Here is a 15968-nt window from a genome sequence, read left to right as displayed (position 1 = left end):
TCTCCGGCTGAACGGTTGCGCGCGGCGCGCGGTCGCGCGGGCAAGCGCGAGCGCGAGCGCGCGCACCCGCGCGCCGCTCGGGCGCCGCTCGGGCGCGTGAGATCGCAGTTCGGCGGCGCTCGACCCGCGCGGACACCGCCGAAGTGCGATCTCACCAGCAAAGCCCGGCGGCGGCGCCGGCAACAACCGGCAGCGGCAACCAGCAAGCGGCGCCTACGTCGGCAGCGCCGACACCGGGCCGAGCGCCCGCCGCACCGCCTCCACCGAGAACCGGACGTCCTCGTCGTTCGTCGACCAGTTGCTCACCGAGATCCGCAGCACGTCCCGCCCGCGCCACCTCGACCCGGACATCCACACCGCCCCCTCCTCGATCAGCCGCGCCGTGACCGCACGGGTCCGCTCGTCCGAACCGAAGGTCAGCGACACCTGGGTGAAGACGACGTCGTTGAGCACCTCCACGTCGGGGAGCGATCGGAGCCCGTCGGCCAGCTCCCGTGCGTGGCGCACGAGCCGCTCGACCAGGTCGACGACGCCGGACCGTCCGAGCTGCCGGAGCGCCGCCCACACCGGCACGCCCCGAGCGCGCCGGGACATCTCCGGCACGAGGTCGAACGGTTCGGAGACGTCAGCCGGGTCGCGGATCAGGTACGCGGTCTGCGTGCCGAGCGCCGCGCGCGTGACCGACGGCCGGGCGACGAACGCGACACCGCAGTCGTACGGGACGTTCAGCGTCTTGTGTGCGTCGGTCGCCCACGAGTCCGCGGTCTCCACCCCGTCGAGCCCCGGACGGAGCACGGGGCTGGCGGCGGCCCAGAGTCCGAAGGCGCCGTCGACGTGCACCCAGGCGTCGTGCTCGTGGGCGAGGGCGATCGCGGCGCGCATCGGGTCGAAGGCCCCGGAGTGCAGGTTGCCGGCCTGCAGGCAGACGATCACCGGCCCGTCGACCCGGTCGAGGTGGGCGCGGAGGTCGCCGACGAGGGTCCGGCCCTGGTCGTCCGCGGCGACGACGGTCGGCGCGCCGAAGCCCAGGTAGCGGAGGGCGAGGTCGACGGAGGTGTGCCGTTCGGCGCCGACGAGCACGGTCACCGGGGGCGCTCCGATGAGGCCGGCGGTGTTGACGTCCCACCCGACGCGGTCGAGGACCCAGGCGCGGGCGGCGGCGAGACCGGTCCAGTTCGCCATCGTCGCCCCGGTGGTGAACCCGACGTCCGACTCGGCCGGCAGCCCGAGCACGTCGAGCAGCCAGCTGCCGGCGACCTGCTCGAGCGCGGCGGTCGCGGGCGTCGGGTAGCGCATGGCGGCGTTCTGGTCCCAGGCGCTGACGAGCCAGTCGGCGCCCATCGCCGCGGGCAGGGTGCCGCCGATCACCCAGCCGAAGAACCGGCCGGAGGGCATCGCCATCAGGCCGGGCTCGGCGACCGTGGCGAGTTCGTCGACCACCGCTGCGGGGTCGGTGCCGGCGTCGGGGAGCGGGACGTCGAGGGTGTGCAGCACACCCTCGACGTCCTGTTCGGGTCGGACGGTCCGTTCGGGCAGTCCGGTGATCCACCCGAGCGCGTGCTCCGCGGCGCGGTCGAGCGAGCGGCGGTACACGCTCGGGTCGATCTCCATGACGTCCGTCCCGTCCGGTCGGCTCAGCTCAGCGGGTCACTGCCAGCTGCGTGCGCCGTCGTCGCCCCAGCGGGCGTGGCTGTGGCGGTCGGTGACGTTCCACCGGACGACCTTGCCGATGGGCTGGGGTGCTCCCGTCTCGTCCGGCACGAACGCGTCGGTCGTGGCGTAGAGCGCACCGTTCCGGAGTTCGAGCGCTCCCGGCGAGCTGACCGCGACGGTCTGCACGGTCCGTCCGGACCACGGCGAGACGATCGAGACCTGGCCGGTGCCCGCGGCGCCGCCGAAGAGCTCGGCGACGAAGACGGTGCCGGTCCGCTGGTCGACGGCGAGGTCGGTCGCCCCGACGAACCCGGTCGCGACGCGCTGCACGGCACCGTTCCACGGGTTCACCTTGTAGACGCTGCCGCGGGCTCCGAGCGCCGCGCTCTCCGGGCCGCCCGGCAGGGTGGAGACGTACAGCCAGCCGTCGGGGCCGCGCTCGACGTCGGTCGGGACGGGCTCGAACGCGTAGCCGTAGCCGACGACGCAGGCGGGGAAACCGAACTCGGTCGCCGTGGCGGCGTCGATCCGGACCGGCGGCTGCGCCGGGAGCACCGCGACGGTCGACACGCGACCGTCGTACCCGACGCGCAGGACGTCGTTGCCGCCGGCGTCGGCGACGTACACGCCCTCGCGCTGGGCCAGCGAGGCGTACGGGTGCGAGTCGACCACCCCGCGGTAGCGCGCGGGCCCGGCCTCGCCGGCCGGGTCGACCTGCGCCGCACACGCCGACGGCAGGCCGCGGAACCCGTAGCCGTTGACACGGTCCGGGTTGACGCGTGCCTCGTACGCACCGAGGTCGGCGAGCTGTCGGGCGGCACCCCGCGGAGGCAGCACCATGAGCTTCGCGACGCCGTTCGGCTGGTCGTTCTGGGCGTAGTAGACCGAATCGCCGCGAGCCGACACGGCGCCGATCTCCTGGCCGGCGGGTGCGGTCGCGAGCGACCTCGTGACGCCCCGTGGCAGCACCCGGGTGAGTGTCCCGGTGAAGTTCTGCGTGACGTCGACCCGGCCGCTCTGGTCGATCTCGAGGCTGAGCGGCGAGACGAGGCCCGACGCGAGGGTGGTGGCGGAACCGACGTCCAGGGACGGCGACCGGTGGTCGGTTCCGTGGGCCTGGGCCGGGGCGGCGACGGCGACCGTCGCGAGGGCGATCGCGGCGAGGCCGCCGATGAACATGGTCCTGTGCATGATGCGCTCCTTGGTGGAGGATCCGGGTACGAAGACGCCGCGGACACGCGAGAAGGCGGTCGGGAGTCTGGAGGCGGCCGCGGCAGGAAGAGCGCCGGATGCCGTCGCGTCGGGCACCACGGGGAGAGCGGACACGTCGTCGTGGCCGCTCGCGGGTTCCGTGGGAGCCGGCGGGTTCAGGGCCGGCAGGGGCACCCTATGACCTTCCTGTGACGTTGTCACCCTTGGTTCCGACACCGAACGATCCTGTCGGCGCGGCGGACCCGGGCGTACCCTCGGCCGCACCGGCCCGATCGACGAAGGAGTCCGACGTGCCCGCACGGTTCGTGTACTGGATGAACGTGTCCCTCGACGGCTTCATCGAGGGGCGCCCCGGCGAGGTCGGTGAGCTCGGAGACCCCGAGTGGCTGCGCATCGACGAGCAGCTGCACCGGTTCTTCAACGAGCGTGCGCGGGCGATGACGATGGCCGTCGAGGGCCGCGTCATCCACGACATGATGGACCCGTTCTGGCCCGATGCCCGCACCGACGCGTCCCTGCCCGACTACCTCCGCGAGTACGGCGAGATCTGGACGGCGATGCCGAAGGTGCTCGTCTCGCGGTCCCGCACGGCGGCGGACCACAACACGACGATTATCAACGAGGACGCGATCGGTCGGCTCGCCGCGCTCCGTGACGAGTCTGAGGGCGACATCGGGATCGGCGGCGCCGACCTCGCCACGCAGCTGCTCGCCGCGGGCCTGCTCGACGAGCTGATGCTCTTCACGCACCCGGCCCTGCTCGGCGTCGGCCGGCCCCTCTTCGACTCCCCCGCCGACGCGATCGCGCGGCCCCTGCTGCTGGAGCTGCTGGAGCAGCGGACCTTCGACAGTGGCGTGACGTTCCGTCGGTACGAGATCGCCCGGCAGTAGACGCAGCGGCATCACGGACTGGAGGCGCGGTGCCAGCTGGCACCGCGCCTCCAGGGCCCGAGACGGTGGCGCTAGACGTCCCGGCGGCGCGCGACCGTCAGCGCGAGCGCACCGACGACGACCACCTCGGCGAGGAGGACACCGAAGCCGCCCCAACCGTTCAGGACGACGCCGGTCTGCCCCGTACCGGCTCCGGACGAGAACGTGTACAGCTGCGCTCCGGCCTGGGCCGGCAGGAACCGGGTGAGGTCCAGGATCCACTGCGCGTCGATCACCCCGGCGATCAGCGACAGGATCACCGGCAGCACCAGGAGGATGCCGAGCGTGATGGCGATCCCACCCGCGCTCGAGCGGACGAGCAGACCGATGCCGTAGGCCAGCAGGGCGAGCAGCATCACGTACACCGATGCCCCGAGGAGCGGCATGAACACCGACGGGTCGGCGAGGTCGGCGTGCAACCCCTTGCCCGACTGCAGCGCCGCCGATGCGAACACCCCGATCCAGATCGCGACGGCACTGACCACGAACGTCGTGAGCGCGAGGACCGCGGCCTTGGCGAGGACGACCCCGGTGCGTCCCGGGTCCGCGGTGAACGTCGAGCGGACCTGCCCCGTGCCGTACTCCCCCGTGATGATGAGCACACCGAGGACGGCGACCACCAGCGCCGTCAGGGAGACGCTCGCGGTGTTGATGGTGACGAGGGTCCCGTTCGCGGCGTCGGTCGTGAGCGGGCCGCCCGGTTCCAGCGCACTGCCGATGAGCACGGCCATCGCGATCGTCACGACGACGAGGATGGCGAGGCACCACACCGTCGATCGGATGCTGCGGAACTTGATCCACTCGCTCCGGACCAGTCGGGGGAAGCTCAGGCCGATCCCGTCCGGGAGGCTGCTGGTGCGGGGTGCGTTCGTGGCGGTGGCGCTCATCGGACGCCCTCCGATCGGTACTCGACGTCGTCGCGGGTGAGTGCCATGTAGGCCTCCTCGAGGCTGGCGCCCGTCGGGGTGAGCTCGTGCAGCGGGACGCCGACCTGGGCGGCGATATTCCCCACGGTCACGGCGTCCGGGCCGACGACGAGGAACGAACCGTCCTCGCGCGGGGTGATCGACGCGTTCGGGCCGATCGCCTGGAACAGCTGGTCGGGCGCGGGGGTCCGCACCACGACCCGGGAGCCGCCACCCGCACCGCCGGGTCCACCGGCACCGCCGGCGACGAACTCCGCGATGGGTGCGTCTGCGAGCACCCGGCCGCGGCCGAGGACGACCACGCGGTCCGCCGTCTGCGCCATCTCGCTCATGAGGTGGCTGGACAGGAACACGGTGCGCCCGTCCGCCGCCATCCGCCGCGCGAGCTGCCGGACCCACAGGACGCCGTCCGGGTCGAGGCCGTTCACCGGCTCGTCGAGGATGAGGGTCTTCGGGTCGCCGAGGAGCGCCGCCGCGATGCCGAGCCGCTGCCCCATGCCGAGGGAGAAGCCGCCGACGCGCTTCTTCGCGACGGAGTCGAGGCCGGTCATGTCGATGACCTCGTGGACGCGGGACTTCGGGATGCCGTGCGTCGCCGCGAGCGAGAGGAGGTGGTTGTACGCGCTCCGACCGGAGTGCACCGCCTTCGCCTCGAGCAGTGCGCCGACCTGCCGCAGCGGGTCGCGGAAGCTCTGGTACGGCTGCCCGTTCACCGTCGCCCGTCCCGCTGTGGGGCGGTCGAGCCCCATGATCATGCGCATCGTGGTGGACTTCCCGGCGCCGTTCGGGCCGAGGAAGCCGGTCACGCTGCCCGGCCGGACGACGAACGAGACGTCGTCGACGGCGGTCTTCGGACCGTACTGTTTGGTGAGGTGCTCGACTTCGATCACGGCGGCAACGCTACGGGGGCGCTCCCGCTGCCCGCGTCCGTCGCAGGGGGGAGATGCCTGCACCGCTCGGAGGACCCGGACAGACCCCGCCGCGGTGTGGGAGCGTGGCGGCATGGTCTCCGCACAGACGCTCACCGAGTCCGATCGACGCGTCGTCGCGGCGTGGGCGGCCGACTGCGCCGAGCACGTCCTGCCGTTGTTCGAGGCCGAGGCTCCCGACGACGACCGACCCCGCGACGCCGTCCGCCGTGCCCGGGCCTTCGCACGGGGCGAGCTGGACGCCGCCGGCGAGATCCGTCGGCGGTTCGTCGCCGGTCGTGCGGCGCAGGCGGTCGCCACGCCGGCCGCGGTCGCGGCGGCGCGGGCCGCCGCCCAGGCGTCGGGTGTCGCGCACATGGGGGCACACGCCCTGGGCGCAGCCGCGTACGCGGCGAAGGCGGCGGGACCGGCCGAGCCGCGCCTCCAGGCCGCCGTCGACGACGAGATCCGCTGGCAACTCGACCATGTGACGCCGCCCGTCCGGGCCGCGCTGCGGCGGCTCCCCGCGCTCGGTTCGGACCCGTCCGGCCCACTCGGTGCGGGACTGCTCGCCACCGGTGTGCTCGGGACGACGATCCGCGCGCTGCAGCGCGCGATCGGCGACGAAGACGAACACGAAGACGGCGACGGCGACGGCGACGGCGACGGCGACGGCGACGGCGCTACCCTGTCGCCGTGAGCGACGCACTCGACGACGGACCGTTCTTCCACGGCACCAAGGCAGACCTGCGGGTCGGAGACCTGCTGACCGCGGGCTTCCGCTCCAACTACCGGCCCGAGGTCGTGATGAACCACGTGTACTTCACGGCGCTTCCGGACGGGGCCGGGCTCGCCGCCGAGCTCGCGGCGGGCGACGGACTCCCCCGCGTCTACGAGGTGGAACCGACCGGTGCGTTCGAGGACGACCCCAACGTCACCGACAAGAAGTTCCCCGGGAACCCCACACGGTCGTACCGCAGCGCGGAGCCGATCCGGATCGTGGCCGAGGTCGAGGACTGGCCGCGCCTGTCGCCCGAGGCGCTGCAGGCCTGGCGGGACCGGCTCGCCGTGCTGCGCGACGACGAGCGCGGCGAGATCATCAACTGAACCGGGTCACTTCACGTAGTCGTACGTGGTGAACCAGTCGATGTAGAGGTGGCCCTTCGCACCCCAGTTCCCGACCTGGAACATGTACCGGTGCCCGGTGGTCGGCACGTCCCTCGTGATCGTCTTGATCACCTTGCCGTCGAGCAGGTACGTCACCGACTTCTTCGGGATCCATTCGATCGAGTACGTGTGCCAGGTCCGCCAGGACACCCCCGTCCAGTGCGAGGTGGCGTTGACCTCCTGGCCGGGCGTCATCGAGTGCTGGAACACCATCGGCGACTGCTCGAAGTTCGCCTCGGGGTAGTCGATCTCACCGTCCGCCCACCGGTTCGAGTTCGGCCACAGCATGAAGGCCGCACCGTTCCCGTCGCCGCCGGTCGCCCGCGCCCGCACGGTGAACTTCCCGCCGACGTGCGTCCACGCATCCTGGGCGGTGCCGAACGTGCCGGCGGCGCCCTTCTTCCCGTCGAGGAGGACGTCCATCACGCCGTCGTGCCCGCTGATCTGCGTGCCCGAGAAGTACATGCCGCCGGTCCCGTCCGGGTACGGCTGCCAGTTCTTCGCGTAGGTCTTCTGGAACTTGCCCTTCGCCGCCGCCGCCGTGGTGAAGTTCTCGATCACCCGCTGCTTGAACTTGCCGACGTTGCCGACCGGTGCGCCGGCGGCCGCTGCCTCCGCGGGCGCGGTGCCCTGGCCGAGCGGCACCGCGACGAGCGTGGCGGTGAGGAGCACGGCGACGATCGCGACGCGCGTGGATGACCGTTTCTGCATGACGTTGCCACTCCCTCAGTGACCCACGGCACCCGTCCCGAGGTGCCGGAACAGCCGGTCGTCGACTGTTCGAGGTGAACGCTAGTTGCGCCCCGGGCAGTGGTCCGTGCCGGTCCGTCCCCAGTCTGAGGGGGCCTCGGTCCCCAGTCCGAGGGTGTCCGGACCCGTCTGTCCGCGCGGGTACGTCCCGGCCCGCCGTGCTGCCGGGAGGCGCGGGGCGGGCTGGCACCGCGCCTCCAGGCCGTCGCGTGGTCACGGCGGGCCGGTGGCCGCCCCGGCACGCCGGGCCGGTGACCGCGGGATCCGAACCCCGTGACCGCGCCGCGCGCCGGCGCGCCTCCGCGCCGGAACGACGAACGCCCCGACCGGATCGGTCGGGGCGTTCGTCGTCGGTGCGTTGGCCCGGTGCGTCAGCGGATGATCGAGATGTTCCCCGCCTCGGGGCCCTTCTTGCCGGGCCCGACGTCGTACCGGACGCGGTCGTGCTCTTCGAGCGACCGGAGGCCGGTGGTGACGACGATGCTCGAGAAGTGCGCGAACAGGTCCTCGGAGCCGTCGTCGGGGGTGATGAAGCCGAAGCCCTTGTTGTGGTCGAACCACTTCACGGTGCCGGTGGGCATGACGGTCAGCACGGCGTCAGTGGATGCGCAGCTGCGCGACCATCGGGCACGCGAACGGGTCGCGGGCGGCGAGTCCGACGCGGTTGAGGTACCGGACGACGATGCCGTACGAGCGCAGCAGCGTGGTCTCGGTGTAGGGCACGTCGAGGGTGTCGCAGTGGTCCCGGACGAGCAGGCGTGCCTGCTTCAACGCCGGACGCGGCATCGACGGGAACAGGTGGTGCTCGACCTGGTAGTTCAGGCCCCCCATCAGGAACGACACCCACCAGCCGCCGCGGACGTTGCGGGAGGTGCGGACCTGGCGGGAGAAGAAGTCGACCTTCGCGTCGTGCGCGATCGTCGGCATGCCCTTGTGGTTCGGCGCGAACGAGGCGCCCATCATCACGCCGAAGACAGCCAGCTGCACCCCGAGGAACGCGCACGCCATGCCGAACGGCAGGAACCAGAACACGACCGTCAGGTAGATCGCGAACCGCGCGACGAGCAAGGCGCCCTCGATGATGCGGTGCTTGACGTCGGCCTTCGTGCCGTTGCCCGTGACGATCGACTGCACGGCGTAGCGGTGCAGGTTGATGCCCTCGAGCGTCAGCAGCGGGAAGAACAGCCACCCCTGGAAGCGCATGAACGTCGTCATGAGCGGGCCCTTGACCGCGGCGGCGTCCTCCGGCAGGAACCGGATGCCGTCCGGCGCGATGTCCGGGTCCTTGCCGACGGTGTTCGGGTTGCCGTGGTGGCGGGTGTGCTTGTTCATCCACCACGAGTAGCTGAGGCCGACGAGGAACGTGCCGATGTAGCGGCCGGCGTGGTCGTTCCAGCGCTGCGAGGCGAAGACCTGGCGGTGCGCGGCCTCGTGGGAGAGGAACGCGAACTGCGTGAAGAGCACGCCGAGCACGCCGGCGACGATGAGCTGGAACCACGAGTCACCGAGGAACGCGAAGGCGACCCAGGTGAGGGCGAGTGTGCCGGCCAGGGAGCCGAACAGTGCCCAGTAGAACCCGGTGCGACGGCGCAGCAGGCCGTTCTCCTTCACCTGCGCCAGGAGCGCGGAGTAGGTCGAGGTGCCGTTGCGGCTCCCCGTCCCGGGACGAGTGCGGGTGTAACCCGGTGCGAGCGGAGTGGTGGTCATGAGGACCGCCTTCCGGTACGGATCGGTCCTTCAACCGGTTCGAGAGAGTTCACGCGATTGCGCTTGCCGCGACCCTAAGGGCGCAACTTGCGTGTTCGCCTGACAGTCCGGATTCCGTCGGTGACCGGGTTCATCCGTTCCGGATGAGGCGGGCGCGTCGGCGTGCGCGCACCCTGACCGGAGCCGTGTCCCGCCGACCGAGGAGAGGGGACGCCCGTGGATCCAGCGACCCTCGTGCCGCCAGCGGTCGTCCCGGCGCGGCGCGCTCCGCACGGTCCGCGCAGATGGGCGACGTCGGCCTGGAGGCAAGGACCTGGCGGGCGAGGTCGGGTCCACCCGCCGGGACGGTGCAGAACCTCGCGTCCGCCTTCGCCACCGCCCTGATCGGCGTCGTCCTCGTCACGTTGCTGAGCACGGGGTCGACCAAGGCGATCTCCCGCAACGAGTTCCTGACGCCGGAGCTCCAGTCCCCGGTCGACGGCTCGGCGACGGCTCGGCCAGACCGCGAGGGCGATTGACGCTGATCGCTGATCGCGTTGCCGTGCGCGATGCCGTGCGCGATGCCGTGCGCGATGCCGCATGATCCATGTCGATCGGGACGTGACGACTCCCGCTCGTGGCGGCGGCCCCTAAGGTCAGGATCGTCGCACAGGAGCGGGCTCCCGACTCGATCCGCCGTTCGGCTTCACTGCGGCACTTCATCGCGGGCGTCTCGAGGGGGAACGGTGGGTGGACGGCACGAGCGCTCGAGCGAGGCGCCCAAGCCTCCGCATCGCGGGCGCATCGCGTCCTTGCTCCTGTCGGCGTCGATCGTCATCGTCTCGTCCGCGTTCGTGGCCACGCTGGTCCTCAGTCGGACGGGCGTCGACCCCGCTGATGCACGCGCCGTGCAAGCGCGGCACGACACGCTGGTGCTGATCGACGACGCTTCGATGCAGCTCGCACTCGCCCAGAAGTGCCCTGGGACGAGAACGAGGAGCGACATCGTGCGGCACGTACGTGAGCTCGCCCGGTTCAGTGACGGCCTCCGGGTCGACTTCGACTGGGAGACGGACTCGCGCATCGGTTTGTCGATCTCCATCCCACGGCTGAACTACGAAGCCCACGCCACTGCGACACCCTCCAGCCTCGGGACCATCCAGGTACCGCTCGACGAGTTCTGCACGGTGACGATGTGAGGCCGCGCGACCGACTTGCCTGGCTGTGCCGACCACCGGGGTCCTTCCTGCCCGTCTCGATCGCGGTCGCGGGCTCGGTCAGCGGGGTCGTCTGGTCTTCTCTGAACACCTTCGACGAGAACACCGACCTCACAGCAGTCGGTTGGGTCATCTTCGTGCTCATCCCAGTGGTCTCGTTCCTGGGTGTCGCGCACCTCTCGTCGGGCGTCTCGCGGGTCGTGAGAAGACTGCTGCGCAACGCCTTCCTCGCGCAGCTGGCGGTGTTCGCGGGACTCACCGCACTCTTCCTCGGTGGTGCGATCGCAACGGCACCGAAGCAACCAGCAGAATCCGTGCAGCCCAGCAGCGCAGGAGGTCTGACCGTGTTCGCTGACGCGCCGATCCGATCGATGAAGATGACCGTACGCAGGTCGACCGTGGGGCTCGGTTCCATCGACCGTCAGGTCCTCGTCGACCTCGACTTCCCGGTGCCGGATAACGCGAACCTCTCGATCGCGCTCGTGGGATCCGGCGCTGCAGCGTTCGATGTGGCCGGCATCGTGACAGGGGCGCAGCAACGCGGAACCAGCTCGGGCGATCTCGCCGTTCTCGATCCGGACGAACCCGTGCGGCAGGTGAACTCCCGCCGCGTCGCACCAGCGCCGAACCTCCTCCCAGCGGGTTCGTCCGGCGGTTTCGCTGTCGCACGAGGGGGCGGCCCCGCATCGACCATCGACGCACCCTGGTTCGACCGCGACTCGTCGACCGCCACCTCGATCGCCATCGCGTTCGGGGCGGGCGCCGCCGGCTCGAAGCAGGAGGTGAGCCTCACGATGGCACTCCGACTGCGTCACTCGTCGCTCGGAGCGTCCAAGGGAGGTCTCGGAGAGGTCGGGTGCGCGTCGAACCTCCGCTCGATCGCGACTGCGAGCAATGACGGACGCTTCCCCACCGACCTCGTCGCGATCCCATCCCCGATCTCGGACGGCGCAGACGCCTGGTTCGTGCCCGACACGTGCACAGCACGGGTGGTCATAGGTCAAGTGCACAGCCACCCGGTCATCCTGAACGGAGACCGCCAGGCGGGCTCCGGAACGACGCTGATCCAGTTCACCGGCACCTCGACGGAGACCGCTGCACCGATCATCGGGATTGACGACCTCACACTCCCGGCGACGGACTACTCCGTACCGGATCTCCGTTCTGCAACAGGGCACCCCCTTCTGTCCGGGATACTCGTGAGCCTCGCTGGGTCCGCGATCGGTGCTGCCGGGACCCTCGTACGTCAACGATGGCGAGCGCGCTCCGAAGCGCGACGCACCGGATCACGACGGTGACGGCCTCGGTGTGTTGAGCGGGCCATGCGGCGGCCTGGAGGCGCAGTGCCAGCCCGCCACGCGCCTCCAGGCCGCCGGTCTGACGCCGCCCGCCAGCCTCAGCCGGCGTACCGGCGCAGGGTCCCGGTGGCGCTGCCGTCGGTCCGGCTGAGCGCGATCGTGTCACCGTCCACGCGCCCCCTCGTGCTCCGGCGGAGGTCGGGGTCGGCGTCCGCGCAGAACTCGCCCGTCTGGGCCTCGGTGTACAGACGGACCTGCTCGGTGTGCGACCACCTCCAGGTGCCGGTCCGGGTGACGCAGCCGTCGAAGAGCCGGAAGGTGTCGTCCGCCCGGAGGGAGAGGTACGGGGCGTCCGAGGAGTGGTCCTGCACCCAGTACCCGATCGGCCGGTCGAGTGAGTCGACGGTGTCGTCGTCCGCCGGGTCGAGCCGCATCGTCGTCCCGCCGGCCTCGATGCGGAGCTGCGAGGTCCCCCGGGGCACGCGTGCGATCCCCCGCCGGCGACGGTGGTGACCATGTGCTCCCCGGCGCACTCCAGCGGCGCGTGCGGACCGACGACGACGCTGAGGCGATGCTGCGCCGTGATCCGCCAGGTGCCGTACACACGGTCGCACCCGTCCGATGCGATCCAGGCGCGGTCCGACCGGAACGACACGAAGGGCACCTCCGGGGTGTCCACGCCCGCGCCCTGCACCCACGTCCCCTGGACCGCCTCGCGCGCGCTGTCCACGGCAGAGGGACGGTTCAGGACGCATCCGGCGAGCGCGACGGCCACGCAGGTGACCAGCTTGGCAGTGACGATCGGACGAGTGCGCATGGGTCCTCCTCGTGAGGACTCAGGCGTACCTCGCCGGCGGCGAGGACACGTCACTCGAAGCGGGTGATCCTGTGGGGCGCTGCCAGGCGCGCGAGCCTGCCGATACACAAGAAGCCCCGGCGGAACCGTGGTTCCGCCGGGGCTCGTCGTCGGTCGGGCTGACAGGATTTGAACCTGCGACCCCTTGACCCCCAGTCAAGTGCGCTACCAAGCTGCGCCACAGCCCGCGAGCCCCGAGGGGCTCGGGGTTCCGGAGAACCCCGTCACCCGCGTCCGACCGGAGCGCGGAGCAACCCGACCAGCATAGCGGAAGCGGGACCCCTCCCGCGCCACGGCGAGTCGCAGGACCACGAGCACGAGTACGAGCGCGCGCGTGCGAACCCGCAGCGTCAGTGGTGCGCCCGCACCACCTCGCGCCGCGCCGCCAACCACGGCAGCCCGAAGCCGGCGAGCAGCCCGCCGGCCCCGTCCGCCGCCAGGTCGCCGATGGTGTCGTCGTACCCGACGGAGATCGCGGAGTCCACGAAGTTGTGGCCGAGCCACTCCCCCATCTCCCAGGCCGCCCCGACCGCGAGTCCGGCACAGAGCGCGAGGACCGCGACGACCACCCGTCGCTCGGCGTGCGGCGCCGGCACCGCCCGGACGTCGGCCCCGATCACGTACAGCACCGCCGCGAGCAGCCCGGTCAGCACGACGTGGACGAACTTGTCCCAGAGGAACACGGTCGTGTACCACTCGAGCACGCTCGACCACCCGGCGAGCAGCACGAGCACGCACACGAGGACGTCGAAGGTCGGTCGCAGCCCGAGCATCCGCGGGACGACGACGCCGAGCAGCGACAGCGCCATCACCGGGAACGCGGTCCCACCCCAGCCGACGGCCGCGACGACGAGGCTGACGAGCGTCAGGCCGCGCACGACGTCGGCGACGAGGAACCGCGGTCGCAGGAACGTCGGCCCGAGCGTCCGGATCACGAGGCCCACCGCACGACGGCGTGGACGGCGGCGTGGTCGGAGGGCCACACCCCGTCGGGTCGCCTGGTCGAGACGCCGACCCGGTCGACGGTCGCGTCCTCGGTCACGAGGACGCCGTCGATGCGCGGCCCGCCCACACGGGGCGTCTGGTAGTGCGGGTACGTCCCGACGGGGTCGCCGGTCTGCCTGGAGGCACGGCTCCAGCTGTCGACGACACCGGCGTCCGCCAGTGCTCGCCACGGTGCGGAGCCGGATGGACTGTTCCAGTCCGCCATGACGACGGCGGGCAGGCCGCGTTCCCGGACGATGCGTCCGAGGAGTTCGGCTGACCGGAGCCGTGCCCACGGCGAGGCGACGTCGAGGTGCGTCGCGATGGCGAGGAACCGGACCCTCGTCGCGCGGTCGTCCACGACGGCGCCGACGGCGTGCCGCGGGAAGGCGGTCCCCCACGACCGGGACCCGGGACGCGAGGGCGTGCGGGAGAGCGCCCAGCTCCGGCGTTGGACGACCTCGAGCCGGGAGCGGTCGAGGAACAGCCCGACCTGCTCGCCGTCCCCACGGACACCGCGTCCGACGAGCACTGGTTCGAAGCGTGACCCGAGGGCGGCGGTGAGGTCAGCGGACTGCGTGGGGAGGGCCTCCTGGACGGCGAGGACGGTGGGCGCTTCGGAGGTGACGAGCGCGACCACGGCCTCGCGCCGGCGCTCCCACGCGTCCGGGTGTCCGGACGGCCGCGGGACCCGTCGGCGGACGTTGAGCGTCATGCAGTGCACGTCGGGCGGCTGCACCGCTCCGATGAGCGGGCGGTCGTCGTCGGGCATGCATCCCTTCTACGAGACGACACCCGTCGGATTCCCAGGGAGCTCTCCGGACGGCTCGTAGGGTGGCCCGATGCGTTCCGGCCCCACCTCCCGTGTCCTCCTCGCACTCGCCGCCACCGGGCTCCTGCTCGGAGCCGCCGGGTGCACCGCGAACCCTGCGGCGGACGCGCGGCCGACGCTCGCGAAGGCCGCCGCCGACACCGTCACCGTCGCGGCGGAGTCGGATGCCGCCGAGCGGTCGATCCGGGCCAGTCGGGCGCTCTTCGCCTCGGCGCCGGGCGCCCTGGTCGCCCCGGCGGACGACCCGGCAGCCGTCCGCACCGCGGCGAGCGCCGCCGAGCGTGCGCACGTCCCGGTGCTCCTCGCGGCGAAGGGCGGCGCCGCCGTCGCCCGCGAGCTGCACCGGCTCGGAGCCGACTGGTACCAGGCCGAGGGCGACGTGACCGTCGACACCGACGTCGTGGAGCGGGACGCGCCGGACGGTGGCGACGCGCCGGAGTCGACCCGTGCCTCCAGGCCGGCGACCGTGGTCGTGGCGGACGCGAGCGCGGACGCCGCGGTCGTGGGGTCTGCGAAGGCCGCGGGTGCGCGCGTGGTGGTCATGCCGGACGGGGTGACTGACCCGGCCGCGTCGTCCGGCGTGGTGCGGGCACTGCACGAGGAGTCGGGACACCCGACGCTCCTCGCCGGGTCGGCGTTCGAGGCGCTGCCGGACCCGGAGTGGACCGTCCGGGCCGCCGAGAACGGGTGGCAGCTGCCGCACGGCGGGCAGCGACCGTTCGACGGGCACCGGTACGTCGCGCTGTACGGGGCTCCCGGTGCACCTGCGCTCGGTGTGCTCGGCGAGCAGGACCCGGCGGCGACCGTGCGGCGCGCGGAGTCCGTCGCCGCGTCGTACAAGGGTCTCGGGGACGTTCCGGTCACGCCCGCCATGGAGGTCATCGCGACCGTCGCAGCGGGCGACGCCGGGGCGGACGGGGACTACTCGACCGAGCTCGCGCCGTCGACGCTCGAGCCCTACGTCGACGCCGCCCACGACGCCGGGATGCCCGTCATCCTCGACCTGCAGCCGGGGCGTGCCGACTTCCTGTCGCAGGCGAAGCGGTACGAGTCGCTCCTGTCGAAGCCCGGGGTGTGGCTGGCACTCGACCCGGAGTGGCGGCTGGGCCACGACCAGGTGCCACTCAAGCAGATCGGGAGCGTCCGCGCCTCCGAGGTGAACGAGGTGTCGTCGTGGCTGTCGGCGCTCGTCAAGGAGAAGGGGCTGCCGCCGAAGGCCCTCGTGCTCCACCAGTTCCGCCTGTCGATGATCCAGGACCGGGCGTCGCTCGAGTCGCACCCGGAGCTCGACCTCCTCATCCACGCCGACGGGCAGGGGTCGCAGCCGGACAAGCAGGCGACGTGGAAGGCGCTGCACTCTGGAGCGCCGGCGGGCGTGCACTGGGGCTGGAAGAACTTCACCGACGAGGACACTCCGATGCTGAGCCCGGAGGAGACGATGGCGGACGTGTCGCCGACGCCGTCACTGGTCACGTACCAGTAGCGCGTTGCCTGGGCGGTCCCGCCGGTTCTCCACAGTCTGCGGGCTCGGTCGGGTTTCGTCGGTCGGT

17 protein-coding genes and 1 tRNA gene are annotated in these 15968 nt (G+C 71.9%); 7 read left to right on the top strand and 11 right to left on the bottom strand.

Going from position 1 to position 15968, the window contains the following annotated elements; all coding sequences use genetic code 11:
• Positions 1–213 precede the first annotated feature (213 nt).
• Together BLT36_RS09160 and BLT36_RS09155 are read right to left on the bottom strand one after the other, a co-directional pair.
• Positions 214–1611 (bottom strand): pyridoxal phosphate-dependent decarboxylase family protein, encoded by a 1398-nt coding sequence (locus BLT36_RS09160; protein WP_092094117.1) that lies wholly within the window; start codon positions 1609–1611, stop codon positions 214–216.
• Positions 1612–1647: 36 nt separating this feature from the next.
• The gene (locus tag BLT36_RS09155) at positions 1648–2844 is read right to left on the bottom strand and encodes a ScyD/ScyE family protein (RefSeq protein ID WP_139166417.1); all 1197 of its coding nucleotides are present in this window, start codon (positions 2842–2844) and stop codon (positions 1648–1650) included.
• Positions 2845–3155: 311 nt separating this feature from the next.
• Here BLT36_RS09155 and BLT36_RS09150 point away from each other — a divergent pair, with 311 nt between their 5' ends.
• Complete coding sequence (locus BLT36_RS09150; protein ID WP_092094113.1) at positions 3156–3755, top strand: dihydrofolate reductase family protein; 600 nt, start codon at positions 3156–3158, stop codon at positions 3753–3755.
• A 71-nt stretch (positions 3756–3826) separates the two neighbouring features.
• Here the strand turns inward: BLT36_RS09150 and BLT36_RS09145 are convergent, their stop codons facing one another.
• Positions 3827–4681 (bottom strand): ABC transporter permease, encoded by an 855-nt coding sequence (locus tag BLT36_RS09145; protein ID WP_092094111.1) that lies wholly within the window; start codon positions 4679–4681, stop codon positions 3827–3829.
• Positions 4678–5610, bottom strand: coding sequence for an ABC transporter ATP-binding protein (locus tag BLT36_RS09140; protein WP_092094110.1), 933 nt, complete (start codon positions 5608–5610; stop codon positions 4678–4680). Before BLT36_RS09140 ends, BLT36_RS09145 begins: the two co-directional genes overlap by 4 nt.
• A 112-nt stretch (positions 5611–5722) precedes the next feature.
• Between BLT36_RS09140 and BLT36_RS09135 the strand changes: the two genes are divergently transcribed.
• Both BLT36_RS09135 and arr read left to right on the top strand, forming a co-directional pair.
• Positions 5723–6328 carry a putative immunity protein gene (locus tag BLT36_RS09135; RefSeq protein WP_254787467.1) on the top strand — a complete coding sequence of 202 codons (606 nt, stop codon included), beginning with the start codon at positions 5723–5725 and terminating at the stop codon, positions 6326–6328.
• A complete protein-coding gene (arr, locus tag BLT36_RS09130) occupies positions 6325–6735 on the top strand; it encodes an NAD(+)--rifampin ADP-ribosyltransferase (protein WP_092094108.1) in 411 nt (136 codons plus the stop codon). Before BLT36_RS09135 ends, arr begins: the two co-directional genes overlap by 4 nt.
• Positions 6736–6741: 6 nt before the next feature.
• Here the strand turns inward: arr and BLT36_RS09125 are convergent, their stop codons facing one another.
• The 3 genes from BLT36_RS09125 to BLT36_RS09115 all read right to left on the bottom strand — a co-directional run bounded on the left by BLT36_RS09125 (position 6742) and on the right by BLT36_RS09115 (position 9252).
• Positions 6742–7506, bottom strand: a complete 765-nt coding sequence (locus tag BLT36_RS09125; protein WP_092094107.1) for a glycoside hydrolase family 16 protein — start codon at positions 7504–7506, stop codon at positions 6742–6744.
• Positions 7507–7916: 410 nt separating this feature from the next.
• Positions 7917–8126, bottom strand: coding sequence for a cold-shock protein (locus tag BLT36_RS09120; protein WP_092094544.1), 210 nt, complete (start codon positions 8124–8126; stop codon positions 7917–7919).
• Between the two features lie 16 nt (positions 8127–8142).
• Positions 8143–9252: a fatty acid desaturase family protein gene (locus BLT36_RS09115; protein WP_092094105.1), complete on the bottom strand. Its 1110-nt coding sequence runs from the start codon at positions 9250–9252 to the stop codon at positions 8143–8145.
• Positions 9253–9599: 347 nt separating this feature from the next.
• Between BLT36_RS09115 and BLT36_RS18715 the strand changes: the two genes are divergently transcribed.
• From BLT36_RS18715 to BLT36_RS09105, 3 genes are all read left to right on the top strand, one after another.
• Positions 9600–9770, top strand: coding sequence for a hypothetical protein (locus BLT36_RS18715; protein ID WP_175529553.1), 171 nt, complete (start codon positions 9600–9602; stop codon positions 9768–9770).
• Positions 9771–10238: 468 nt separating this feature from the next.
• Positions 10239–10430 (top strand): hypothetical protein, encoded by a 192-nt coding sequence (locus tag BLT36_RS18375; RefSeq protein WP_139166416.1) that lies wholly within the window; start codon positions 10239–10241, stop codon positions 10428–10430.
• Between the two features lie 167 nt (positions 10431–10597).
• On the top strand, positions 10598–11746 hold the full coding sequence (locus BLT36_RS09105) for a hypothetical protein (protein WP_139166415.1): 1149 nt from the start codon (positions 10598–10600) through the stop codon (positions 11744–11746).
• Positions 11747–11844: 98 nt separating this feature from the next.
• Here BLT36_RS09105 and BLT36_RS09100 read toward each other — a convergent pair whose 3' ends face one another.
• The 4 genes from BLT36_RS09100 to BLT36_RS09085 form a co-directional block, all read right to left on the bottom strand.
• Positions 11845–12228 (bottom strand): hypothetical protein, encoded by a 384-nt coding sequence (locus tag BLT36_RS09100; protein WP_092094100.1) that lies wholly within the window; start codon positions 12226–12228, stop codon positions 11845–11847.
• Positions 12229–12716: 488 nt separating this feature from the next.
• Positions 12717–12790 (bottom strand) — tRNA-Pro (locus tag BLT36_RS09095).
• A 162-nt stretch (positions 12791–12952) separates the two neighbouring features.
• A complete protein-coding gene (locus BLT36_RS09090; RefSeq protein ID WP_139166414.1) occupies positions 12953–13537 on the bottom strand; it encodes a DUF2238 domain-containing protein in 585 nt (194 codons plus the stop codon).
• Entirely contained in the window at positions 13534–14358 is an 825-nt protein-coding gene (locus BLT36_RS09085; RefSeq protein ID WP_092094097.1) for an endonuclease/exonuclease/phosphatase family protein, read from the bottom strand. The genes BLT36_RS09090 and BLT36_RS09085 overlap by 4 nt, the downstream gene beginning before the upstream one ends.
• A gap of 70 nt (positions 14359–14428) precedes the next feature.
• On the opposite strand from BLT36_RS09085, the gene BLT36_RS09080 reads away from it, so the two are divergent.
• Entirely contained in the window at positions 14429–15901 is a 1473-nt protein-coding gene (locus BLT36_RS09080; protein WP_092094095.1) for a hypothetical protein, read from the top strand.
• Positions 15902–15968: the final 67 nt, after the last annotated feature.

The sequence above is a fragment of the Curtobacterium sp. UNCCL20 genome, from assembly GCF_900101675.1.
Classification (GTDB): Bacteria; Actinomycetota; Actinomycetes; order Actinomycetales; family Microbacteriaceae; genus Curtobacterium.
The sequence above is the reverse complement of the archived record's forward strand: the minus strand, read 5'-3'. Positions and strand labels throughout refer to the sequence as shown.